We start from the raw sequence: 21943 nt of genomic DNA on the forward strand, positions 1-21943 counted from the left end.
TGCGCTACAACGTTTTGCCCGGTTTGATCGCCAACACGCTGCACGGCGCCCGCTGCAAGAGCAATTCGGCGGTGGTGCCCAGCAGTTTGTCCAGGCCGCCATGCTGCACGGTGCCCATCACAATCACATCGGTGTGATGGGCCTCGGCGAATTCACAGATGCGCGGTACGGGGGTGCCTTCCAGGAAATGGCGATGTTGCGGCGGCACACTGTGGCGTTCGGCCAACGCCGCGAACGCCTCCTCCTGCGCCGAACCCAGTGCCTCGTAGATCCCGGTGGCCAGGGGCAATACGCCGACGCCCATGTCCATGGCATAGGCGGCTGTCCAGTCATACACATGCACCAGTTCAAGGGTGGCCGCACATTCGACCGCCAGTTTTCGCGCGGCGGCGACAATCTGGTCGTTGAACACGATGTCCTGCTCTTCACTGCGCAGCACGTCGACAATTGCCAAGACTTGGCGAGGTCGTGGTCGCGCATCCCCGGTGACCAAATGCACCGGCACCGGGCAATCGCGCAGCAATTGCCAATCCAGCGGGGTGAAGAACACCCGCTTCAGCCCGGAATCGTCCTCGGCGTCTTTGATAATCAACGCCAGCGACAGCTCTTTGACGAAATGCAGGATCTCTTCATAGGGATGCTGCACCCACACCACTTCGCTGGTGACTGTCAGGCCCTGTTCACTCAGCGCCTGCGCCTGGGCTGCCAGCCATTGGCGATGGGTGTGCAGATAGCCTTCGCGCGCCTGGCGAACCTGCTCGGGAGCGAACAGCCCGGCAAAGGCCAAGGCCTGCAGGTAATCGAACGCGACGATATGCAGCGGTAATTGCATTGCCTTCGCCAGCGCCGCGGCACGCTCGAACGCAGGTGTGCGCGTCATGGTTTGGGGGGCGATCAACAGTAAACGGGCGGACGCAGACATAAAGCACCTCGGCACGCGGCCAGTGGGTGAGTGATAGTCCAAGGGTGCGCGTTCCCAGCGGGGACACCTTGACCTTTATCAGTAACGCTGCGGTTTTCTGGCGCGCGAGCCCATGCGGCAAAATGGCACGGCGAAGCGCTTTTACTTCGTCGCCAGACTGCGGCTAAATATCCGCCCCCTTTGTGCGACTGCTGTGATGGCCACGTTCCGACGCCTCAGCCCCTGGATCGCCTGCCTGGCATTGCTGCTGAACCTGCTGGCCATGCCGCTGAGTCGCGCCATGCAGCCGCCGGACATGCGCCTGATGCTGTGGGGCGGATTCTGCTCCGGCGGCACCGCGAACACCTTGCCGTCCGGCATCGACAAACTGCTCGCTCCGCTCAAGTCTGGCCCCGCGACCAGCCCCATGCACCACGCCGACTGCTGCTGCGGGCACGCGGGCCTGGCCGCGTTGCCGTCGGACTACTACCGCCACTACCTGCCACGCTTCGCGCCGGATATCGCCTTCGACGCGCCGCTGTTACCTTCGCTGCACCCCAGGGTGCGCTGGCCGAGCCTGAGCCCGCGCGCCTCCCCTGTCGCCTGATCGCCGTCGTACTCCCTGTACTCAGTCGCGCCTGCGCGCGCGGCTCCACGTCTTTGAGAATTTTCCGGTTATCAGGAAGCTTGCCCTATGCCTGCTCCATTCATGCTGCTGCGCGCCAAACGCAGGGCTTTACCGCGCCCGTCCTGGCCATTGCTCTGCATCGGCCTGTTCGCCTTCAACCCGCTGGCCGATGCCAGCGAAACCTCAGCCCTGACCCTGGGCACCGTTACCGTGCAAGGCGACAGCGTTGCCAGCGGTCCCCTGAGCACCAGCAGCGTGCTCAGTTCGGTGGATATCCTGGGTGGCGACATACTTGAAAAAATGCCGGTCAACTACAGCTGGGAACTGTTCAACCGCGCCCCGGGGGTGCTGCTGACGCCGTTCAACCAAGGCACCACCTCGGGGAAAATCTCCTTTCGCGGCTTCAACGGCGAAGGCGAAGTCAATGCGGTCAAGCTGCTGATCGACGGCATCCCCAGCAACAGCAACGACGGCAACATGCCGTTTATGGACATGATTTTCCCCCTGGAACTGGACAGTATCGAAGTGGTGCGCGGCACCAGCGATGCGCGCTATGGCCTGAACAACATTGCCGGCAACGTCAATATGTTCACCCGCACCGGCGGTGACTACACCAAGGCGCGTCTGCGCTACGGCAGCTACAACACCCAGGAAACCCAACTGGCCAAAGGCATCGAGGGCAGCAACTGGACCCAGAACTATTTCTTCGCTTACCAGAAAACCGACGGCTTTCGCGATCACGCCAAGGCGGACAAGTTTTCGCTGTCCGGCAAGTGGTTCTACACCCCGGACGACGACCGCTACCGCCTCGGCCTGATCGCCCGTCACTATGAAACCGAGGCCCAGGAGCCCGGCTATTTGAGCGAACAGGACGCGCACCATCACCCGTCCATGACCAACCCCTACAACGCCAGCGACAAAGGTACGCGGCGCATGAATCAACTGAGCGTGCATCTGGATACGGAGCTGAGCGAAACCCTGGCCTGGTCGGCGAAAACCTACCTCAACACCTTCGACGACCGCCGCTGGACCCAATACTGGCGCACCAGCCCCCAACAGGAACGCGACGCCTACGAAACCCAGTACGGCGCCCTCACCTCGCTGACCTGGCGGCCCGATGTCAGCTGGCTGTATGACTTCGCCCTTGAAGGCGGCAGCGACTTCCAACAGCAACGCAACACCAGCGAGCGTTATCGCACCCGGGACCGCGCGCGCCTGGCCCAGACCCGCGACCAGCAGTTCGACTTCGACACCTATGGCGCTTACCTGCAGGCCGAGATCAAGCCGTTCGAATCGCTGAAAATCATCCCGGCGTATCGCGTCGACAAAATCCGCGGCAGCTTCACTAACGAAATGACCGGCCTGGACTACGCCATCAATGACTATGGGTTGATCAAGCAGCCCAAGCTCAGCGTGGTCTACTCGCCCTGGTCAGTCGCCAGCCTGTACGCCAACTGGGGTCGCACCTTCCAGGTGGGCACCGGGGCGGCGGCGTATAAGATCCCGCCACGGGACAGCGACCTGGCGCCTTCCATCAACGACGGTTGGGAAACCGGCATCAAGTTCACCCCCACCGCCTGGATGGACGGGCGTATCGCCTATTGGCAACAGGAAGCCAGCGGCGAAGTCAGCCGGCGTTTGAACGACCCCAGCGGCGAGTCGGACAATGTCGGCGAAACCCGACGCTGGGGCTATGACGCGCAGCTGAATCTGCACCCGAACGACCGCACCGAAATGTGGCTGACCTACGCCTGGCAGTACTCCAAAATTCTCAAACCCAGTGCCACCTTGCCCAATAGCAAGGGCCGGGAAATCGACCACGTCCCCCATCACCTGTACAACGCCGGCGTCAGCTACCAGGCCACCCCGGCCTTGCAGTTGAGCGCGTGGATGAACGGTCAGACCCACTACTATCTGGAACGGGAAAACATCCAGGGCACCTACGGCGGCTATGTATTGATGAACCTGGGTGCCACCTACCGCGTGAGCGAGTCCGTGAGTGTCGACCTGCAGCTCAAAAACCTTACCAATCGCTACTACGAGTACGCCTGGTACGACCCGGACGGTGCCCGCGCCGCTTTGCACTCCCCCGGTGACGGACGTGCGGTGTACAGCGGCGTGACGCTGGATTTTTGAGCAGCGGCGGCGGCGCCATTGTGTGGATGTGTCACACCCCACAAATGCCGCCGATATACGCGGGAGCCATGGTGACTTAGCGCCAGCGCACCTGCATGATGGCGCGCGTGGTAGCCCCACGCCCCCATCGCTTGCCTTTCCATCGCGCACTACAGGGATATTCCGCACATGGCCGTTTCGAATAAATGGTTGATGTCTTCGCTCGCGTACTACCTCGATTTTTTCACCGTTCCCGCTTTCGTGATCTTTGCGCTATGCCTGGCGCCCTTCGAGCCAGGGCTCGCCCTCGTGGGCCTGCTGGCCTGGACACTGGTGGAGTATTCAGCGCACCGTTTCCTGTTTCACTCGCTGTACCGGCGCGAACACTGGACCCACCATGTGGATGTGCTGGCCTATATCGGCGTGTCGAGCTGGAAAACCAGCTCGACCTTTGCCGCACTCTTGCTGTTGGCCTGGTACACCGGCCTGGTCTCGGTGTTTATCGGCGCGGTGACCGGCTACTTCTTCTATATCTCGGTGCATTACGTGATGCACCGCCCGCAGCATTGGGCTTATGGGTGGATGCCCGGGCTGGTGGCCAATCACGACCTGCACCACCGCCAGGGCATCGAGAAGAACTTCGGGGTCTCTTCGCCGTTATGGGATCACGTGTTTCGCACCTACATCCGCGTCGATCCCGCCCAGCACTAGAGCGCGCCCAACTGCTTCATCAAGGTCAGGTTATCTTCGATATGCCAGTTAGCGGCGATTTTGCCGTTGTCGATCTGATAGATATCGGTGGCAATAAAATCCACCGCCTGGCCACTGCCCTGGCGCTGACCAAAAGTGCCGGTGAAGTGCCCGCGAAAATGCAGATGTACCACCGCGCGGTCGCCGGCGATGATCAGTTGTTCGATTGCGCAACTCAGGTCCGGCACCGCCGCGCGGAAGGCCCGCGACGCCAGCAGCGGACCTTCCGGGCCCTGTTTGCGCCCCTCGGGGGGTGTTTTGTCGACAAAATTATCCGCCAACGCTTCGCGCGCCAGGCGTTCCTCACCGGTGTGCCAGAAGGTGTCGTAACGGCGCGCGACGGTTTCCATCATCGCCTGTTGCTTCGGCGTAAGGCTCTTATCCACCACCAACACAGAGGGTTCGACCAACTCGGTCGTGGCAGCCGCAGCCGCTCCCGAGAGTAGCAACGCGGTAACGGCGATGGCGCAACGCGAACGGGCAAAAGGTTTCATCGGTTATGTCCTTGAATGAAGGGGTTGGCGCCTTAGATCGTCTCGGTTTCCCGAAGGCTCTGCGGGCTATTGAGGGTGTATTGAGCAATCGCGTCCTTGCGCATAAAAGCAACGCCGGGATGGCTGTTGGCGTAGCGCAGGAATTCATCCCACACCTTGACCATTTGCGGCGTACCGCTGATGCGGTCGTGGGCGCTGATGGACATCATGCGGCGCCGGGTGCCGGCCTCTTCGTAGAGTTGATCGAAGTCCAGCTTGACCTGCTCCAGGAACTGGGACGGCGAATAGTTGCGGCCTTCAATCAGCACAATGTCGTTATTGCGCAGGGTGTAGGGCACCACCACGAAATCCTTGCCGTTGACCTGCTCGATAAAGGGCTCATCGCGGCTCACGTCATCGATGTGGTAGACGTAGCCCAGCTCTTGCAGCAGCGACAAGGTGTTGGGGCCGCGCCGCAGCCAGTTGCAGTTGTAGCCCGTGACGGCCTGGCCGGTGACCGCCTGTAGCATGCTTGCGGCCTGGCGCAAAAAGGTGCGCTCCTGATCGCGGCTCATGGCGAACTGGGAACTCCAGCGCGGGCCGTGGCCCGCCGCTTCGTGGCCACGGGCGACGATCTCGCGGGCCAACTCAGGGTGACGCTGCACCGCGTCGCCGATCATGTGGCTGGTGACCTTCACGCCGTGCCGGTCCCACAGGTCAAGCATGCGCGGGATGCCCTCGCGGTAGCCGTAAGCAAACCAGGTGTTGGTGGCCACATCCGCCGGCACGCTGTCGGGGAAATCCACCTTGGGGAACGGGCTGTCGGTGCCCTTTAGCGGCTGCCCACCCGCTTCGAACTGCATGGAAATCGACACCACCAGCCGCGTGTCGCCGGGCCAGAACCGTCCGCTGCGCTGACTGGACGCCGTCGTGGCGCGAGTTGCCTGGCCCGTTGGCGCGGCTGCGGCGCCGGCCGGGTTGAGTATCGAACCCGCCGCCAGCACCGCTGCGCCTGCGCTGGCCTGGGCGAGAAAGGTACGCCGTTGCGTGTTGATCAATGACATCGCATGACTCCGTTGGATAAGCACGATGCAACCCTAAGACTTTTGGATTATTTTGATAATTGAGCCATTTTCAAAAACCCCTTTCGGAAACTCCGAACAATGCCGCTGAAAAATCTTGAGCTGTTTTTGTTGATCATCGAGAAAGGTGGGCTGTCCGCCGCCGGGCGCGAGTTGGGGTTGTCACCGGCCTCGGTGTCCGAACGGCTGGCGCAATTGGAGAGCTTCTACGGCGCCAGCCTGCTCAACCGCACCACCCGCGCTATTCACCTGACCGACGAAGGGCGCGTGTTGGCTGAAGGCGCGCGGCGCCTGCTGGATCAGGCCGAGGCGTTGCACAGCAGCATTCGCCTGGGTACCCAGACGGTTTCCGGGTTGATTCGCTTGAGTGCGCCGCAGGATCTGGGGCGTCAGTACCTCGAACCGATCCTGGAGCAATTCATGGAGGAGCATCCGCAGGTCAGCATCGACCTGCACCTCAGCGACGGTTATGTCGACCCGGTCGGCCAGGGTATCGATTTCGCCGTGCGCTACGGCGCCCTGGTCGACAGCAGCTTGCACGCCAAACCCTTGGGCGAGAACCGCCGCGTGGTGTGCGCCGCCCCCGCTTACCTGGAACGCCACGGCACGCCGTTGCAGCCTGCGGACCTGGCCGAACATGAATGCCTGGTAATGCGCTTCGGCATCAATCTGGCGCGGGAGTGGACCTTCAGCCAGCACGGGCATACCCAGCGCATTCTGGTACGCGGCCGGCGTGTGGCGAACGACGGTGCGCTGGTGCGCCAGTGGTGCCTGGACGGCCATGGCCTGTGCTTGAAATCGGTGTGGGACGTGCGCGACGACCTGCACGCCGGACGGCTGGTGGAGCTGTTCAAGGATTACGACCTCGGGCGCACCGCGCTGAACATCGTCTACCCGGCCAGTCGGGCCCAGCCGCGCCGGGTCAGCCTGTTGATGGAACGCATCGCAGCGCGGCTAACCGCCGACAGTGCGAGTTGAGAAATCGCTTCCTTGCACGCCACGCAAAACACTCTTGCCATCAAGGGCATTGATAGCTCCCTAACGAAAGCCCCATGCTAGAGGGCTTAATCGGCGCTTATATCATTCCGAATGATAGTTACCTTTGCTTCATTCGATTCGTGACATACCGCGTCCCCGCGCATGATCCGCCCATCTCAAATACATTGGCGGATGCACCCTATGGAACAGTCACTCAAACCTTTGCGCGTGCCCCTGGCGATTTTGGCCATGGTGGTGATGAGCGCGTGCGGCAAAACCCCGGAACAAGCGGCCGCCATGCCGGCGCCGAAAGTCAGCGTCGCCAAGGTGCTGGAGCAACCGGTCAACGAGTGGGACGAATTCACCGGCCGTCTCGAAGCGCCGGAAACCGTACAGATTCGTCCACGGGTGTCTGGCCAGATTGACCAAGTCGCTTTCACCGAAGGCGCTTTGGTCAAGAAAGGCGACCTGCTGTTCCAGATCGACCCACGCCCATTCCAAGCCGAAGTGCGCCGCCTTGAAGCGCAACTGCAACAAACCAAGGCCGCCGCCACCCGCAGCGAAAACGAAGCCCAGCGGGGCGAGCGCCTGCGCCAGAGCAATGCGATCTCCGCCGAACTCGCCGACTCGCGCACTACCGCCGCTCAGGAAGCCCGCGCCGCCGTCGCCGGGATCCAGGCGCAGTTGGACCTGGCCAAGCTGAACCTGAGTTTTACCCGCGTGACCTCGCCGATCAGCGGCCGCGTCAGCCGTGCCGAAATCACCGCCGGCAACCTGGTCACCGCCGACGTCACCGCGCTGACCAGCGTGGTCTCCACCGATAAGGTCTATGCCTACTTCGACGCCGACGAACGCGTGTACCTCAAATACACCGAACTGGCGCGCCAGGGCCGTCGCGGCGCAACCACCCCGGTGTACCTGGGCCTGTCCAATGAAGCCGGCAACCCGCACCTGGGCCAGATGAACTTCATCGACAACCAGGTCAACCCGGCCACCGGCACCATTCGTGGGCGCGCGGTGTTCGATAACAGCAAAGGCGAATACACCCCTGGCCTGTATGCGCGCTTGAAGCTGGTAGGCAGCGGCACCTACTCCGCCGTGCTGATCAACGACGAAGCGGTCGGCACCGACCTGGGCAAGAAGTTCGTGCTGGTGATGGAAGGCGACAAGCCGGCCTACCGCGCAGTGGAACTGGGGCCAAAGATCGAAGGGTTACGCATCGTGCGCAACGGCCTGAACAAGGACGACACCATTATCGTCAAGGGCCTGCAGCGCGCGCGCCCCGGTGCACCGGTCACCCCGGAAACCATTCCGATGGCCAGCAAAGAAACCCTCGCCGCCTTGGCCCAACAACGACAAGCGCTTGAAGCCAGCAACCTTGAGCAAGTGGCGCCGGAAAAAACCGCGCCCAAGCTCGCCAGTGTTGCGACTCCACGCGGTTAAGGGATACGACTCAAGATGAATTTTTCCAAGTTCTTCATTTCGCGGCCGATCTTCGCAGCGGTGCTGTCGCTGCTGATCCTGATCGCCGGTGCGATCTCGCTGTTCCAATTGCCGATCAGCGAATACCCGGAAGTAGTGCCGCCTACCGTGGTGGTACGCGCCAACTTCCCCGGCGCCAACCCCAAGGTCATCGGCGAAACCGTAGCCGCGCCGCTGGAGCAGGCGATCACCGGCGTCGAGAACATGTTGTACATGTCTTCGCAGTCCACCGCCGACGGCAAGCTAACCCTGACCATCACCTTCGCCCTGGGCACCGACCTGGACAACGCGCAGGTGCAGGTGCAGAACCGAGTGACCCGGACCCAGCCCAAGCTGCCGGAAGAAGTGACGCGCATCGGTATCACCGTGGACAAGGCCTCCCCCGACCTGACCATGGTGGTGCACTTGACCTCCCCGGATCAGCGCTACGACATGCTGTACCTGTCCAACTACGCGATCCTCAATATCAAGGATGAGCTGGCGCGCCTGGGTGGCGTCGGCGATGTGCAGTTGTTCGGCATGGGCGACTACTCGCTGCGCGTCTGGCTGGATCCGAACAAGACCGCCTCGCGCAACCTGACCGCCACCGATGTGGTCACCGCGATTCGCGAGCAGAACCGTCAGGTGGCCGCCGGTGCCCTGGGTGCCCAGCCCGCGCCGTCCGATACCAGCTTCCAGTTGTCGGTCAATACCCAGGGCCGCCTGGTTACCGAAGAAGAGTTCGAGAACATCGTGATTCGCGCCGGCGCCAACGGTGAAATCACGCGTCTTAAAGACATTGCCCGGGTCGAACTGGGGTCCAGCCAATACGCGCTGCGCTCGCTGATCGATAACCAACCGGCGGTGGCGATCCCAATCTTCCAGCGCCCCGGCTCCAATGCCATCGACATCTCCAACGATGTGCGCAGCAAGATGGCCGAGTTGAAAAAGAGCTTCCCGGCCGGCATGGATTACCGCATCGCCTATGACCCGACGATCTTCGTTCGCGGCTCCATCGAGGCAGTGGTGCACACCCTGTTCGAAGCCCTGATCCTCGTGGTGCTGGTGGTGATCCTGTTCCTGCAGACCTGGCGCGCCTCGATCATTCCGTTGGTGGCGGTGCCCGTATCGTTGATCGGTACGTTTGCGGTGATGCACCTGTTCGGGTTCTCCCTCAACGCGCTGTCGCTGTTCGGATTGGTACTGGCCATCGGCATCGTGGTGGACGACGCCATTGTGGTGGTGGAGAACGTCGAACGTAATATCGAGCTGGGCTTGGAGCCGTTCCCGGCAACCGAAAAAGCCATGAGTGAAGTGACCGGGCCGATCATCGCCACGGCGCTGGTGCTGTGTGCGGTGTTCATTCCGGCTGCCTTTATCAGCGGCTTGACCGGGCAGTTCTATAAGCAGTTCGCCTTGACCATTGCGATCTCGACGGTGATCTCGGCGTTCAACTCGCTGACCCTGTCCCCTGCCCTGGCGGCTGTGTTGCTGCGCGGCCACGATGCGCCGAAGGACCGCTTCTCCAAGTTCCTCGACAAGCTGTTTGGTGGCTGGTTGTTCCGCCCGTTCAACCGCTTTTTCGAAAAGGCCAGCCATGGTTACGTCGGCACTGTGCGCCGAGTGATCCGCGGCAGTGGCATTGCGTTGTTCGTGTACGCCGGCTTGATGGTGCTGACCTTCTTCGGCTTCGCCCACACCCCGACCGGTTTCGTCCCGGCCCAGGATAAGCAATACCTGGTGGCCTTCGCGCAATTGCCTGACGCCGCGAGCCTGGACCGTACCGAAAGCGTGATGAAGCGCATGTCGGAGATCGCCCTGAAACAGCCTGGCGTGGAAGCCGCGATTGCCTTCCCGGGCCTGTCCATCAATGGCTTCACCAACAGCCCGAACAGCGGCATCGTGTTTGTGACCTTGAAGCCCTTCGATGAGCGCAAAGACCCGAGTATGTCCGCCGGCGCGATTGCCGGGGCGTTGAATGGCCAATACAGCGGCATTGAAGAAGCCTATATGGCGATCTTCCCGCCGCCGCCGGTCCAGGGCCTGGGCACCATCGGTGGGTTCCGCCTGCAGATCGAAGACCGTGGCAACCTGGGTTATGACGAGCTGTACAAAGAAGTGCAGAACGTGATCGCCAAGAGCCGCAGCGTGCCGGAGCTGTTCGGCCTGTTCACCAGCTACACGGTCAACGTGCCCCAGGTCGATGCCGCCATCGACCGCGAAAAGGCCAAGACCCACGGCGTGGCGATCAGCGACATCTTCGACACCCTGCAGGTCTACCTGGGTTCGCTGTACGCCAACGACTTCAACCGTTTCGGGCGCACTTATCAGGTCAACGTGCAGGCCGAGCAGCAGTTCCGCCAGGACGCCGACCAGATCGGCCAGCTGAAAGTGCGTAACAACAAAGGCGAGATGATCCCGCTGGCGACCTTTATCAAAGTCAGCGACACCTCGGGCCCAGACCGCGTGATGCACTACAACGGCTTTATCACCGCAGAAATCAACGGCAACGCCGCACCGGGCTACAGCTCCGGCCAGGCCCAGGCCGCGATTGAAAAACTGCTGAAGGAGGAACTGCCCAACGGCATGACCTACGAGTGGACCGACCTGACCTACCAGCAGATCCTCTCGGGCAATACCGCGCTGTTCGTGTTCCCGCTCTGCGTACTGCTGGCGTTCCTGGTACTGGCCGCCCAATACGAAAGCTGGAGCCTGCCACTGGCGGTGATCCTGATCGTACCGATGACGCTGCTGTCGGCCATCACCGGGGTGATCATCTCGGGTAGCGACAACAACATCTTCACCCAGATCGGGCTGATCGTACTGGTGGGCCTGGCGTGCAAGAACGCGATCCTGATCGTCGAGTTCGCCAAGGACAAACAGCAGGAAGGCCTCGACCCGCTGGCGGCAGTGCTGGAAGCTTGCCGTCTGCGTCTGCGGCCGATCCTGATGACCTCGTTCGCCTTCATCATGGGTGTGGTGCCTCTGGTGTTGTCCAGCGGTGCCGGTGCCGAGATGCGCCATGCCATGGGTGTGGCGGTGTTCTCGGGGATGATCGGCGTGACCTTCTTCGGACTGTTGCTGACCCCAGTGTTCTACGTCCTGATCCGTCGCTATGTGGAGCGCAGCGAAGCGCGCAAAGCAGCCAAGGCTTTGAAGCTGGAGACACAGCAATGAGTGTAAAAGTATTCCTGCCGAGCTTGCTGGTACTGGCGCTCGCCGCCTGTGCCGTGGGCCCGGACTACAAGACCCAGACCCCGGAGGCGGCGAACATCGCCGCCGCCGCGGACGCCAAACAATACGACCACGCCAAGTTCGAAGGCATCTGGTGGCAGCAGTTCGACGACCCGACCCTCAACCAGTTGGTGACTCAATCGTTGCAAGGCAACCGTGACCTGCGCGTGGCCTTCGCCCGTCTGCGGGCAGCCCGGGCGATCCGCGACGACGCCAGCAATGACGCAATGCCGACCATCACCAGCCGCGCCAGCAGCGACCTGGGCAAGGGGCAGATTCCCGGCCAGACCACCAAACGGGTCAACAGCGAGCGCTACGACTTGGGCCTGGACATGGCCTGGGAGCTGGACCTGTTCGGCCGCATCCAGCGCAACCTGGAAGCCAGCGACGCCGATCAGCAGGCGGCCGAAGCGGACCTGTACCAGTTGCAAGTCACCTTGATTGCCGAACTGGTGGACGCCTACGGCCAACTGCGCGGCGCGCAACTGCGTGAACGCATCGCCCTGGACAACCTGAAGAATCAGCAGGAGTCGCGCACCATCACCGTCAGCCTGCGGGATGCCGGGGTGGGGGATCAGCTCGATGTAGAACGGGCCGACGCGCGCCTGGCTTCGGTGGAAGCCAGCGTGCCGCAACTGCAGGCCGAACAAGTGCGCGAGCGTAACCGCATCGCCACCCTCCTCGGCCAGCGTCCGGACAAGCTGACCGTGGACCTGAGCCCGAAAGACCTGCCGGCGATTGCCAAAGCCTTGCCGATCGGCGACCCAGGCCAACTGCTGCAACGGCGCCCGGATATCCTCAGCGCTGAGCGCAAATTGGCCGCCGCCACCGCGCGCATAGGTGTGGCCAAGGCTGACCTGTTCCCAAGAGTGAGCCTCAGTGGCTTCCTCGGCTTTACCGCCGGGCGTGGCTCGCAGATCGGATCGTCCGCCGCCAACGCCTGGGCCCTTGGCCCGAGCATCACCTGGGCCGCGTTCGACCTGGGCAGCGTGCGCGCCCGCCTGCGCGGTGCCGACGCCGACGCCGACGGCGCCCTGGCCACCTACGAACAGCAAGTGTTGCTGGCCCTGGAAGAATCCGAAAACGCCTTCAGCGACTACGGCAAACGCCAGCAACGCCTGGTCTCGCTGATCCGCCAAAGCGAATCCAGCCGCGCCGCCGCCGACCTCGCCGCCATCCGCTACCGCGAAGGCACCGTGGACTTCCTCGTCCTGCTTGATGCCCAGCGTGAGCGTTTGGCCGCCGAAGACGCCCAGGCCCAGGCCGAAGTGGATTTGTATCGCGGGATTGTCGCGATCTACAAAGCCCTCGGTGGCGGCTGGCAGCCGGAGACCGTCGTGGCGACGGCCAAGTAATTTAAAGAGCTCCTTTGGTTGGTCGCATCCAGCCAATTTTTAGCCCCATGGTCCATTCGGTCATGGGGCTTTTTTTGCGCTGATAGTAATGAATAACACTTTCCTATTGGTAATTGCATCTGTCAGACACTTCCCAAATTTTCCAACAGCCTAAATATCGTTTATGCGAAGTCGATAACGGGACGTAACCTTTATCCAATAAGGAGACGGATATGGACATGAGAGTGACTATACCTAATGTACGTTCCATGCAGACGAATGCGATCGTAATCAAGAACCCGGACAAGGTGACGAACGCGTTCACTATCACTGATGAATCGAAAGCCGTTGATGAACTGAGAATGTGGCGTCAAGACGAGTTAGCGGACTTAAAGGACTTCTTGAAGAAATATGATATGACGTCTATCAGTACCGATGAGCTTAAGCAGGTGGGTAGTCGATTATTCAACAGTAAAATAATAGATGATCAGGCTTTTCGGATGTTTATATCGGGAGATGGTGCGTCTGATGCTAACGGCCGGCAAACGAACACGCACGTCAAGTTCAACGCAATTGCGCTGTTCGACGAAAAACTGGAGGACTATCTTGCTTTTGTGGATAGCAGGCCTGATGTTGCACGTTCGCAAGGTATTCCCGAGTACATACGAGGCATGGTAGACGCCAATCGAGCAATTAATGCGCTCGCGTATTTTGCAAACTCATCAAAAAGTGATTTATCGGTGGAGGAACGAGTCTGACCATCAGCAAGGTAGCGGTGTGCCAGAGTTCCCTGGCACACTGCGTCCAAATCTAATCAGCGTCCATATCTGACAGTCCCCGAGTAGGCCTTGGATTGCTCGTCAGGATTATATACCCTCACTCGATAGGTACCTAAAGGGCCGAGCCAAGACGCACGAGGCGACAGTGGGTTGGCCGCTACCGTTCTCCAGGAAGAACCCACTTCTTGCTCAATAGAAATTTGCGGAACTCTCCCCACACCGCCAACTGAAATCATTGCTTCAATATTTGCACTGGAGCACCCGTTACTGCCCGTTATTGTGAACGGACCTTTAACGGTAATTTCCTCCTTTGGTTCCACAATCCCGCCAAAACTCTCAGAAACATTCAGGCACAGTGCAGACGCCTGAACCGACACCAGCATCAACGCCGCAAAAGGTAACGCAATGAAATTTTTCATAAGTTCACCGTCAGAGTATTGATTGGAGACTTAACGTATGAAGGCAATCACGCCACGCTTTCAATCCTCCGCAGCAAACCTTCGCAGTTAAGTGAGCGATCCTTTACAGATCCAGCGTCTGGCTTGCTTAACCCGACGCCCAAGTAGGATCACGGTTAAAACCATGCACGATTTTTTACTGCGCGTATGCCAGGCGCGTCCTAAAAACATTAAGGAAGGTTCTGTAATACTCAGGAGAAAGATGTTGTGAGTTAATTCCTAGTGCCTGACCATTACTACATTCCATGCACTATTTCATACAAAATCGTGACTCGCTTTCCTCAAGATTTTGATGCTGACTACTTACTAAACTGCTGCTGGAAAGAGATCGCATCGGTAAACTCCTGCCGCAGGAAGACCTCGTCAACGCTCATCATTCTATCCGGACAGCCAAAGCCGCCTGTTTTTTTTAAAATTACGAAACATCAGCATTAAAATAAAAAAGAGCATGGAACGCCTTGAAAAACAACAACCCATATTACACGCTGTCAATATTTATTAATCTGGATGTCCAGAGAGGCTTATTTGTACTCTATCTTTTGCAACTCGGTATAACCCAAGGACAAATAGGCATTCTTCAGTCTTTTTTATTCTTTTCTTGTGTAGCCTTGGAAATACCATCCGGTCTACTTGCAGATCGCTACGGACGTAAACACTCTCTAATACTTGGTTTTTTGGGATTATTTATAAGCGGCATTGGGTTTTTATTGTTCTCCGATTTTATTCCTTTCGCGCTTATCTTTTGCCTCTTCGGCGCCAGTATTGCTATGGGCTCCGGTGCGGACAGAGCGTTGTTATATGACAATCTACTGGCCGAAAATAGAACAGAGGAATACCCAAGGATAATATCCCGCGCCCGTGCTATCGGTGCAGTTTCATTAGGCTTATCCATGCTTCTTGGCGGCGCCTTGCAAGAGGCTATGTCGTGGAACAGCGTTTATATATTTTTTGCGATATCCAAACTTATCGGAGCCATCATGGTTTCATTCATGACCGAAAAAAATCCTCTTTCCACCTCCCTCAATCCCAGTGCAAAAAGTAGGGTGCCCAATAGGGAAGCAGAAGGCGTTTTCAATTCACTGGTATGCTTTTTCCGCTCAAAAAACGGCGCTTTCCTTATACCCTTGTTCATTGGGTTCGCTTTATTTGAGCTTTCAACCGTACCTTTATTTATCTACGGCCAACCTTTTTTCTCGCTGCAAGGCTTAGATGTCACTTTGATTGCTGGAATATATGCTGCAGTAGAAGCCATATCGGCTGCAGTGTTTATAGTTGCGGGTTATGTTTGCTCAAGATTTTCTCTCGGCATTGTTGCATTCACCACAACATTTATCATCACCCTACTTCTTTTAATCTTATCAATGGACATTGGCGTGAATGCCTCAGCAGCAAGTTTCCTCCTGATAATGTCGCTCCCCGCCATCTATGAGACGTCATATGAAACATATATTCACGACAATGTCGATTCCCGCATCCGAGCCTCATGCCTGTCCGCTGCAAATCTAGTCAACTCGGTTATTATCGGCGCCTCCTACACTGTCTTCGGAGGATTAGTTGATAGATACGGCTTTTCGTCGACTTTGGTTATTGTTGCAGTCTTCTGCCTTATTGGCTTATTGGGTGTTATCACGACGCTACTGTTAGGCGCACAAAAAAGCCGTCAATAAGGCTAGAAGCCTGAGCTTTATATTTCAGAAACTTACCAAACAATATTTAACAGCGATGTAGGCCAGCGGGGACATGTAGTTTTAAACGTTTCTCTACCCCCAGCCCTATCTTTGCTACTTGAATGCCCTGACCTGTTGATCTACGTGGGCACGCATCGGAATATTAACCTTCGACGCGGCCCTGTCGGCGATCTCCACGACTGTCCACCCATAGGGTTGCGACACGTAATAGGTCAACTCGCCATCACTGTTGAAGAGTTCATGACGTCCTTGGGTGTCGGGCGCCAGCCGTGCCTCGTGCATAAGCGGTATCAGCGCCTTGATTCGTTCGGGGTCGGTGATATCGAAATTGATGCTCAGTTGCTTGAGCCGGTCAGCCTCGTCGAAATAGGCCGCTACGGTATGGATCGGTACATCCTTTAAAAGATACGGACGGGACGGTTCGCGCGCGCGGTAGTAAGGCATAGGCACCGGATAGGAGAGGTTGTGTTCCAACTCCACCGAGGGGAAGTGGCGATGCAGGATGTCCATGACCTGCTGGCGCGGCATGCCCAGCGTGAAATCACCGATCCCCAACTGCGCCCAACTGTTCAACGGGAAAAGCGCGCAGCAAATCAACCATAACCATGACGTGCGCATTACCTATCTCCTTGTACGCCTGAAGTTCAGCCAATATCGTTAAGAATCAAACTCCGATAATGCCCCGGATTCGACCCAGACCACTTACGAAACGCCTTATAAAAAGAACTCACATCCGCAAAGCCCAGCCGCACGGCGATTTCGGCAAAGCTGATCTGCGGTTCGGCCAGCCAGACAATTGCCAATTCCTTGCGCACGCTGTCTTTGAGGCCCTGGTATGTCTGCCCCTCCTCGGCCAGGCGACGACGCAAGGTGGATGCGGAGATGCACAGACTGGCGGCCAGGCCTTCGGTTTCCGGCCAGGTGTCGGGGGGCAGTTGGCGCAGGTCGTGTTTGATACGGGTGGCCAGGCTCTCGGGGTCGCGGTATTTGACCAGGATGTTCGCGGGAGCGTGGGCGAGGAAGCGCTGAAGCTCCTGGGGGCTGCGCTTGATCGGCAGGTCCAGGCAGTCGGCGGAGAAGATCATGCGCGTGCGTGGCCGATCGAAGCGCAGGTTGTCGGAGAACATCACGCGGTAGTCGTCGCAGAAATCCGGCGGCGGGCAACGCAGTTCGATGGCCAAGATCGGAATGCGGCGCCCGGCCAGCCAACAGGCGACGCCGTGCACGATCATCCAGTAGGTGAAATAGGTGAACGCCCGACGCGGCTCGGTCTCGGGCTCTAGCAGGACGATTTCCGCCAAGCTTTGTTGGCGCACCAGCTGCGCGGGTAGATGCTCCAGCATCAACGAGAGAAACCCCAGGCCGGTTTCCAGGCCGGCAGCCAATGTGGGTTGCGCCATGCAGGCGCGGCACAAAAACGCCAGGCTGCCTGACTTGAGCTTGCGCGGGTCCATACCGAAGAACTCGTCGTCCGAGCGCCTGGCCAGCAGCCGCCACAGCCGTGCATAGGTGGTGGCCGACACCCGTGCATCGGGCTGCGCCAGCAGCGCTGGGTCGATGCCAACCTTGGTCAGCACCTGTGCACTGGCCGCTCCGGGGGGGCAGCTTTGCAGCAGCGCTTCGCGCACAAGGTGCAGGGAGATGGTGTCTTTTTCGGACATGGGGCTTCAGGCAATCCGACAGCTGTTGAGGTGGCCTGCATCATAAGGGTCGCGAGGATTCGTCACCACCGTTCAGCGAGCGTTCAGCTAATGTCAATATTTGCTGTTTAGCAATGAGTATCATTATGTTACAACTTAGCTTCCTATCTAGTTACCCTGTGGTGCGCGATGCTTGTCCCTTTTCTCATCATGCTGCGCGAAGGCATCGAAGCAGCGTTGATCGTTGGCATCATCGCCAGTTACCTGCAGCAGACCGGTCGGGGTCAATGGATGCCGGCGGTGTGGATCGGGGTTTTCCTCGCTGCGGCCCTGGCACTGCTGGTGGGCGGTGGTCTGGAATTGATGAGCGCCGAGTTTCCGCAGAAACAACAGGAGCTGTTTGAAGGCATCGTCGGCCTGGTCGCCGTGGGCATTCTCAGCTCCATGGTGTTCTGGATGCGCAAGGTGGCGCGCTCCATCAAGCATTCTTTGTATGCCTCCCTCGATCAGGCGCTCACCGGCTCGAAACACCAGGTCACCGCGCTGATCCTTATGGTGTTTTTCGCCGTGGCCCGTGAAGGTTTGGAGACGGTGTTTTTCCTGCTGGCGGTGTTCCAGCAGAGCGAAGGCCCGGGCGCGCCGATCGGTGCACTGCTAGGACTGGTGCTGGCGATCATTGTGGGTTTCCTGATTTACACCGGGAGCATGCGCTTGAACCTGGCGGCGTTTTTCCGCTGGACCGGGCTGTTTATCCTAGTGGTCGCCGCTGGCATCCTCGCCAACTCGGTGCAGGCCCTGCATGAAGCCGGGGTGTGGAATCACCTGCAAACCGTGCTGTTCGATTTCAGCACTACCTTGCCGATGGACAGCCCGCTGGGCTCGGTGCTCGCCGGCATGTTCGGTTATCAGGAAGCACCGACCGTGAGCACCCTGGGTGCCTATCTGATTTACCTGGTGGTGGCGCTGGTGATGTTCTTCCTGCCCGCCGCCGCGGCCAAACCGGTCGCCGCGCCCTCTTCCGTTTCCAGCCAGTAAGGACCGTCTCTTGACCAACCCAACGCCTCAACCCGCCTCGCCACCCCGAGCCCTGCGCTGGGCGGTGGCCGGCTCGGTGGTCGTGATGATCGCCGCCGGCGGCCTGTTCTACTACGCTTCGCAACTGGCCGCCGCCAAGCGCCAGACCCACAGCAATGAAATTGCGGTGACCATCCATGCCCACGCCTGCGAACCCAATGCGCTGACCGTGCCCGCCGGGCCGGCGAGTTTTCGGATCATCAACCGTTCCGACCGGGCGGTGGAATGGGAAATCCTCGACGGCGTGCTGGTGGTCGAGGAGCGCGAGAACATCGCCCCCGGCTTGAGCCAGGTGATCAATGCCAACCTGCAACCCGGTGACTACGCGATTACCTGCGGCCTGCTGAGCAATCCACGCGGCACTCTGCATGTAACGCCAACCGCCGAATCCGAAGCCCAGGCCAAAGCCAAGCCGTCGATGGTGGCCTTTATCGGCCCGCTGTCGGAGTTCCGGGTGTACTTGAGTAGCCAGGGCAGCGCGCTGATCAAGGCCGTAACCGCACTGCAACAGGCCATCGACGCCGGCGACCTGACGCAGGCACAGGCGTTGTATGCCACCGCTCGCGTGGCCTATCAGGGTTTGGCCCCGGCCGCACAACGCCTGGCTGAACTCGACAACGCAATCAATGCGCGGGCCGATTATTTCGAAAAACGCGAACAAGACCCGGCCTTCAGCGGCTTCCACCGCATTGAGTACAGCCTGTTCCAGCAACGCAGCCTCGACGGCCTGGCGCCGGTAGCGCAGCGCCTGCTCAGTGACGTCACCACCCTCAAGCAGCAATTGCTGGCCCAGTCGCTGCCGCCCGAGCAATTGGTCGGCATCGTGGTGCGCAACCTCAACAGCCTGGCGGATGTACGTGCGCTCAGCGGTGAGGAGGAACGCTACAGCCATCTGGACCTGAATGGCTTCGCCGCCAACCTGGCCGCCGCTCACAAGGTGGTCGAGCTGATGCGTCCACTGCTGGAAAAATCCGCCGCCGACCTGCTGCCCAAGGTCGATAACGCGCTCGGCGCATTCGACAGCCAGTTGGACAGTTTGAAAGTCGACGGCCAGTACCGCCGCTACGACAGCGTCACCGACGGTCAGCGCAAGCAGATCGCTGACAAGGCCAAGGCTCTGGCCGCCGTACTCGATGGAATCGACCCCGCCCTCGGCCTTTCCGGCCTGCAGTGAAGACAACCGCCCCATGAGTGATTCAGAACAGCTTAACCTTCAGCGTCGCCGTGTCCTGCTGGGCATGGCCGCCACTGGCGCGGCGATTGCCGGCAGCAGCTTGACCTGCCCGGCCATGGCCGCCGCTGCGGAACAAGTCACCACCGCGCCGCGCAGTGACAAGACCCAGGACCACCACGATTTTTACGGCCAGCATCAGACAGGCATCGTCACCCCGCGCCCGGCCTGCGGCATGCTGGTGGCCTTCGATGTATTGGCCAGCGATCGCCAGGACCTGGAGCGCCTGTTCCGCACCCTGAACGAGCGTATCCATTTCCTGATGACCGGTGGCCCGGTGGCCCAAGTCGACCCGAAATTGCCACCCACCGATTCAGGAATTCTGGGCCCGGTGGTGACGCCGGATAACCTGACCATTACTGTGTCGGTGGGTGAATCGCTGTTCGACGAACGCTTCGGCCTCGCCGCCGCCAAGCCCAAACGTCTGATCCGTATGGTGGGGTTTCCCAACGATGCGTTGGAGCCGGCGCAGTGCCATGGCGACCTCAGCCTGCAATTCAGCTCCAACACGCCGGACACCAATATCCACGCCCTGCGCGACATCGTGAAGAACTTGCCGGACTTGCTGCTGGTGCGCTGGAAACAGGAAGGCAGCGTGCCGCCTCAGGCCCCTTCCCGTCCCGGCGAGCCGGCGCAGAGCGCGCGTAACTTCCTGGGTTTCCGGGATGGTTCGGCCAACCCCGACTCCAATAACGACCAAGCCATGAACCAGATCGTGTGGGTGCAGCCCGGTAGCGATGAACCGGCCTGGGCCGCCCATGGCAGTTACCAGGCGGTGCGCATCATCCGCAACTTCGTCGAACGCTGGGACCGCACGCCCCTGCAGGAACAAGAAAGCATCATCGGCCGCATCAAAACCACCGGCGCGCCGATGGACGGCCACAAAGAAACCCAGGTGCCCGACTACAGCAAAGACCCGGAAGGCAAGCTGACCAAGCTCGATGCCCATATCCGCCTGGCCAACCCGCGCACCCCGCAGACCCAGGCCAACCTGATCCTGCGCCGGCCCTTCAACTATTCCAACGGCGTCAATAAGAACGGTCAGTTGGACATGGGGCTGTTATTCATCTGCTATCAGGCCGACCTGGAAAAAGGCTTTATCAGCGTACAAACCCGACTCAACGGCGAACCCCTGGAGGAATACCTCAAGCCGGTCGGCGGCGGGTATTTCTTCACCTTGCCGGGGGTCAGCGGGTCCCAGGATTTCCTCGGCCGCACGCTGCTGGCCGCCACGCACCCACACACCTCTGCCAATACCTGAAACCCACCCCCACAGCGGAAACTGTCCCATGAAGAAGTCGACTCTCGCGTTGTCGTTGTTGCTGACCCTCTCGCCCCTGGCCGCCTTCGCCGCCACCGCACCGCTGGACCTGGTCGGGCCGGTGTCGGACTACAAGATTTATGTCACCGAAGAGATCGGTGAACTGGTGACCCAAACCCAGGCCTTTACCGACGCGATCAACAAAGGCGACCTGGCCACCGCCAAGAAGCTCTATGCGCCTACCCGCGTGCACTACGAGTCCATCGAGCCGATTGCCGAGTTGTTCAGCGACCTCGACGCCTCCATCGACTCCCGCGTCGACGACCACGAAAAAGGCGTAACCGCCGAAGACTTCACCGGCTTCCACCGCATCGAGTACGCGTTATTCTCGCAGAACTCGACTCAGGGCCTGGAGACGCTGACCGCCAAGCTCAACACCGACGTCAATGACCTCAAGACCCGCGTGGACGGCCTGACCTTCCCGCCGGAAAAAGTCGTCGGCGGTGCCGCCGCGCTGTTGGAGGAAGTCGCCGCCACCAAGATCTCCGGCGAAGAAGATCGCTACAGCCACACCGACCTGTATGACTTCCAGGGCAATATCGACGGCGCGAAAAAAATCGTCGACCTGTTCCGCGGCCAGATCGAGAAGCAGGACAAGGCCTTCCTGGCCAAAGTCGATAAAAACTTCGCCACCGTGGACAAGGTGCTGGCCAAGTACAAAACCAAAGACGGCGGCTTCGAGACCTACGACAAGGTCAAGGACAGCGACCGTAAAGCGCTGGTGGGTCCGGTCAACACCCTCGCTGAAGACCTGTCCATGCTGCGCGGCAAGCTGGGCCTGAACTGAGGATCAGCA

19 protein-coding genes are annotated in these 21943 nt (G+C 59.7%); 13 read left to right on the forward strand and 6 right to left on the reverse strand.

From position 1 onward, the window contains the following. Positions 1–4: 4 nt before the first annotated feature. Positions 5–922, reverse strand: coding sequence for a universal stress protein (locus tag ACFZPT_RS07220; protein WP_034113567.1), 918 nt, complete (start codon positions 920–922; stop codon positions 5–7). Between the two features lie 196 nt (positions 923–1118). Between ACFZPT_RS07220 and ACFZPT_RS07225 the strand changes: the two genes are divergently transcribed. The 3 genes from ACFZPT_RS07225 to ACFZPT_RS07235 all read left to right on the forward strand — a co-directional run bounded on the left by ACFZPT_RS07225 (position 1119) and on the right by ACFZPT_RS07235 (position 4355). After that, on the forward strand, positions 1119–1508 hold the full coding sequence (locus ACFZPT_RS07225) for a DUF2946 family protein (RefSeq protein WP_034097612.1): 390 nt from the start codon (positions 1119–1121) through the stop codon (positions 1506–1508). A gap of 87 nt (positions 1509–1595) precedes the next feature. Further along, complete coding sequence (locus tag ACFZPT_RS07230; protein ID WP_379554991.1) at positions 1596–3665, forward strand: TonB-dependent receptor; 2070 nt, start codon at positions 1596–1598, stop codon at positions 3663–3665. Between the two features lie 168 nt (positions 3666–3833). After that, complete coding sequence (locus ACFZPT_RS07235) at positions 3834–4355, forward strand: sterol desaturase family protein (protein WP_034097611.1); 522 nt, start codon at positions 3834–3836, stop codon at positions 4353–4355. Here ACFZPT_RS07235 and ACFZPT_RS07240 read toward each other — a convergent pair. Both ACFZPT_RS07240 and ACFZPT_RS07245 read right to left on the reverse strand, forming a co-directional pair. Continuing rightward, the gene (locus tag ACFZPT_RS07240; RefSeq protein WP_034097609.1) at positions 4352–4888 is read right to left on the reverse strand and encodes an ester cyclase; all 537 of its coding nucleotides are present in this window, start codon (positions 4886–4888) and stop codon (positions 4352–4354) included. The two genes, ACFZPT_RS07235 and ACFZPT_RS07240, sit on opposite strands and share 4 nt — an antisense overlap. Before the next feature lie 32 nt (positions 4889–4920). Next, a complete protein-coding gene (locus ACFZPT_RS07245; protein WP_034113565.1) occupies positions 4921–5931 on the reverse strand; it encodes a polysaccharide deacetylase family protein in 1011 nt (336 codons plus the stop codon). 99 nt (positions 5932–6030) lie between these two features. Here ACFZPT_RS07245 and ACFZPT_RS07250 point away from each other — a divergent pair, with 99 nt between their 5' ends. The 5 genes from ACFZPT_RS07250 (at position 6031) to ACFZPT_RS07270 (ending at position 13714) form a co-directional block, all read left to right on the forward strand. Beyond that, positions 6031–6927: a LysR family transcriptional regulator gene (locus ACFZPT_RS07250; protein ID WP_034113563.1), complete on the forward strand. Its 897-nt coding sequence runs from the start codon at positions 6031–6033 to the stop codon at positions 6925–6927. Between the two features lie 201 nt (positions 6928–7128). Then, on the forward strand, positions 7129–8370 hold the full coding sequence (gene mexE, locus ACFZPT_RS07255) for a multidrug efflux RND transporter periplasmic adaptor subunit MexE (protein ID WP_034097603.1): 1242 nt from the start codon (positions 7129–7131) through the stop codon (positions 8368–8370). 15 nt (positions 8371–8385) lie between these two features. Beyond that, complete coding sequence (locus ACFZPT_RS07260; RefSeq protein WP_094065600.1) at positions 8386–11565, forward strand: efflux RND transporter permease subunit; 3180 nt, start codon at positions 8386–8388, stop codon at positions 11563–11565. Beyond that, positions 11562–12977 carry an efflux transporter outer membrane subunit gene (locus ACFZPT_RS07265; RefSeq protein WP_034097600.1) on the forward strand — a complete coding sequence of 472 codons (1416 nt, stop codon included), beginning with the start codon at positions 11562–11564 and terminating at the stop codon, positions 12975–12977. Before ACFZPT_RS07260 ends, ACFZPT_RS07265 begins: the two co-directional genes overlap by 4 nt. A 212-nt stretch (positions 12978–13189) precedes the next feature. Continuing rightward, positions 13190–13714: a hypothetical protein gene (locus ACFZPT_RS07270; RefSeq protein ID WP_034113560.1), complete on the forward strand. Its 525-nt coding sequence runs from the start codon at positions 13190–13192 to the stop codon at positions 13712–13714. Positions 13715–13770: 56 nt separating this feature from the next. Here the strand turns inward: ACFZPT_RS07270 and ACFZPT_RS07275 are convergent, their stop codons facing one another. Continuing rightward, a complete protein-coding gene (locus ACFZPT_RS07275; RefSeq protein ID WP_135948274.1) occupies positions 13771–14154 on the reverse strand; it encodes a hypothetical protein in 384 nt (127 codons plus the stop codon). Positions 14155–14651: 497 nt separating this feature from the next. Between ACFZPT_RS07275 and ACFZPT_RS07280 the strand changes: the two genes are divergently transcribed. After that, complete coding sequence (locus ACFZPT_RS07280; protein ID WP_379554990.1) at positions 14652–15860, forward strand: MFS transporter; 1209 nt, start codon at positions 14652–14654, stop codon at positions 15858–15860. Between the two features lie 114 nt (positions 15861–15974). On the opposite strand, the gene ACFZPT_RS07285 is transcribed toward ACFZPT_RS07280, so the two are convergent. Then, positions 15975–16499: a hypothetical protein gene (locus tag ACFZPT_RS07285; RefSeq protein ID WP_034113558.1), complete on the reverse strand. Its 525-nt coding sequence runs from the start codon at positions 16497–16499 to the stop codon at positions 15975–15977. Between the two features lie 26 nt (positions 16500–16525). Beyond that, positions 16526–17542 (reverse strand): AraC family transcriptional regulator, encoded by a 1017-nt coding sequence (locus ACFZPT_RS07290; protein ID WP_034097595.1) that lies wholly within the window; start codon positions 17540–17542, stop codon positions 16526–16528. 168 nt (positions 17543–17710) lie between these two features. Between ACFZPT_RS07290 and efeU the strand changes: the two genes are divergently transcribed. From efeU to efeO (ACFZPT_RS07310), 4 genes are read left to right on the forward strand one after another with little or no spacing between them, the layout of a single operon-like run. Beyond that, positions 17711–18556 carry an iron uptake transporter permease EfeU gene (gene efeU, locus ACFZPT_RS07295; RefSeq protein ID WP_034113556.1) on the forward strand — a complete coding sequence of 282 codons (846 nt, stop codon included), beginning with the start codon at positions 17711–17713 and terminating at the stop codon, positions 18554–18556. A gap of 10 nt (positions 18557–18566) precedes the next feature. Next, positions 18567–19769: an iron uptake system protein EfeO gene (gene efeO, locus ACFZPT_RS07300; protein ID WP_034097592.1), complete on the forward strand. Its 1203-nt coding sequence runs from the start codon at positions 18567–18569 to the stop codon at positions 19767–19769. A gap of 13 nt (positions 19770–19782) precedes the next feature. Beyond that, on the forward strand, positions 19783–21087 hold the full coding sequence (gene efeB, locus ACFZPT_RS07305) for an iron uptake transporter deferrochelatase/peroxidase subunit (protein ID WP_034114286.1): 1305 nt from the start codon (positions 19783–19785) through the stop codon (positions 21085–21087). 28 nt (positions 21088–21115) lie between these two features. After that, positions 21116–21934 carry an iron uptake system protein EfeO gene (efeO, locus tag ACFZPT_RS07310; RefSeq protein WP_034113554.1) on the forward strand — a complete coding sequence of 273 codons (819 nt, stop codon included), beginning with the start codon at positions 21116–21118 and terminating at the stop codon, positions 21932–21934. Positions 21935–21943: the final 9 nt, after the last annotated feature.

It is taken from the genome of Pseudomonas sp. MD330_10 (genome assembly GCF_042610415.1).
Classification (GTDB): domain Bacteria; phylum Pseudomonadota; class Gammaproteobacteria; order Pseudomonadales; family Pseudomonadaceae; genus Aquipseudomonas; species Aquipseudomonas rhodesiae.

Bases quoted from the DNA above. Each gene is read 5' to 3' on its own strand.
- ACFZPT_RS07220 (WP_034113567.1), bottom strand. From the start codon at position 922: ATGTCTGCGTCCGCCCGTTTACTGTTGATCGCCCCCCAAACCATGACG.
- ACFZPT_RS07225 (WP_034097612.1), top strand. From the start codon at position 1,119: ATGGCCACGTTCCGACGCCTCAGCCCCTGGATCGCCTGCCTGGCATTG.
- ACFZPT_RS07230 (WP_379554991.1), top strand. From the start codon at position 1,596: ATGCCTGCTCCATTCATGCTGCTGCGCGCCAAACGCAGGGCTTTACCG.
- ACFZPT_RS07235 (WP_034097611.1), top strand. From the start codon at position 3,834: ATGGCCGTTTCGAATAAATGGTTGATGTCTTCGCTCGCGTACTACCTC.
- ACFZPT_RS07240 (WP_034097609.1), bottom strand. From the start codon at position 4,888: ATGAAACCTTTTGCCCGTTCGCGTTGCGCCATCGCCGTTACCGCGTTG.
- ACFZPT_RS07245 (WP_034113565.1), bottom strand. From the start codon at position 5,931: ATGTCATTGATCAACACGCAACGGCGTACCTTTCTCGCCCAGGCCAGC.
- ACFZPT_RS07250 (WP_034113563.1), top strand. From the start codon at position 6,031: ATGCCGCTGAAAAATCTTGAGCTGTTTTTGTTGATCATCGAGAAAGGT.
- mexE (WP_034097603.1), top strand. From the start codon at position 7,129: ATGGAACAGTCACTCAAACCTTTGCGCGTGCCCCTGGCGATTTTGGCC.
- ACFZPT_RS07260 (WP_094065600.1), top strand. From the start codon at position 8,386: ATGAATTTTTCCAAGTTCTTCATTTCGCGGCCGATCTTCGCAGCGGTG.
- ACFZPT_RS07265 (WP_034097600.1), top strand. From the start codon at position 11,562: ATGAGTGTAAAAGTATTCCTGCCGAGCTTGCTGGTACTGGCGCTCGCC.
- ACFZPT_RS07270 (WP_034113560.1), top strand. From the start codon at position 13,190: ATGGACATGAGAGTGACTATACCTAATGTACGTTCCATGCAGACGAAT.
- ACFZPT_RS07275 (WP_135948274.1), bottom strand. From the start codon at position 14,154: ATGAAAAATTTCATTGCGTTACCTTTTGCGGCGTTGATGCTGGTGTCG.
- ACFZPT_RS07285 (WP_034113558.1), bottom strand. From the start codon at position 16,499: ATGCGCACGTCATGGTTATGGTTGATTTGCTGCGCGCTTTTCCCGTTG.
- ACFZPT_RS07290 (WP_034097595.1), bottom strand. From the start codon at position 17,542: ATGTCCGAAAAAGACACCATCTCCCTGCACCTTGTGCGCGAAGCGCTG.
- efeU (WP_034113556.1), top strand. From the start codon at position 17,711: ATGCTTGTCCCTTTTCTCATCATGCTGCGCGAAGGCATCGAAGCAGCG.
- efeB (WP_034114286.1), top strand. From the start codon at position 19,783: ATGAGTGATTCAGAACAGCTTAACCTTCAGCGTCGCCGTGTCCTGCTG.
- efeO (WP_034113554.1), top strand. From the start codon at position 21,116: ATGAAGAAGTCGACTCTCGCGTTGTCGTTGTTGCTGACCCTCTCGCCC.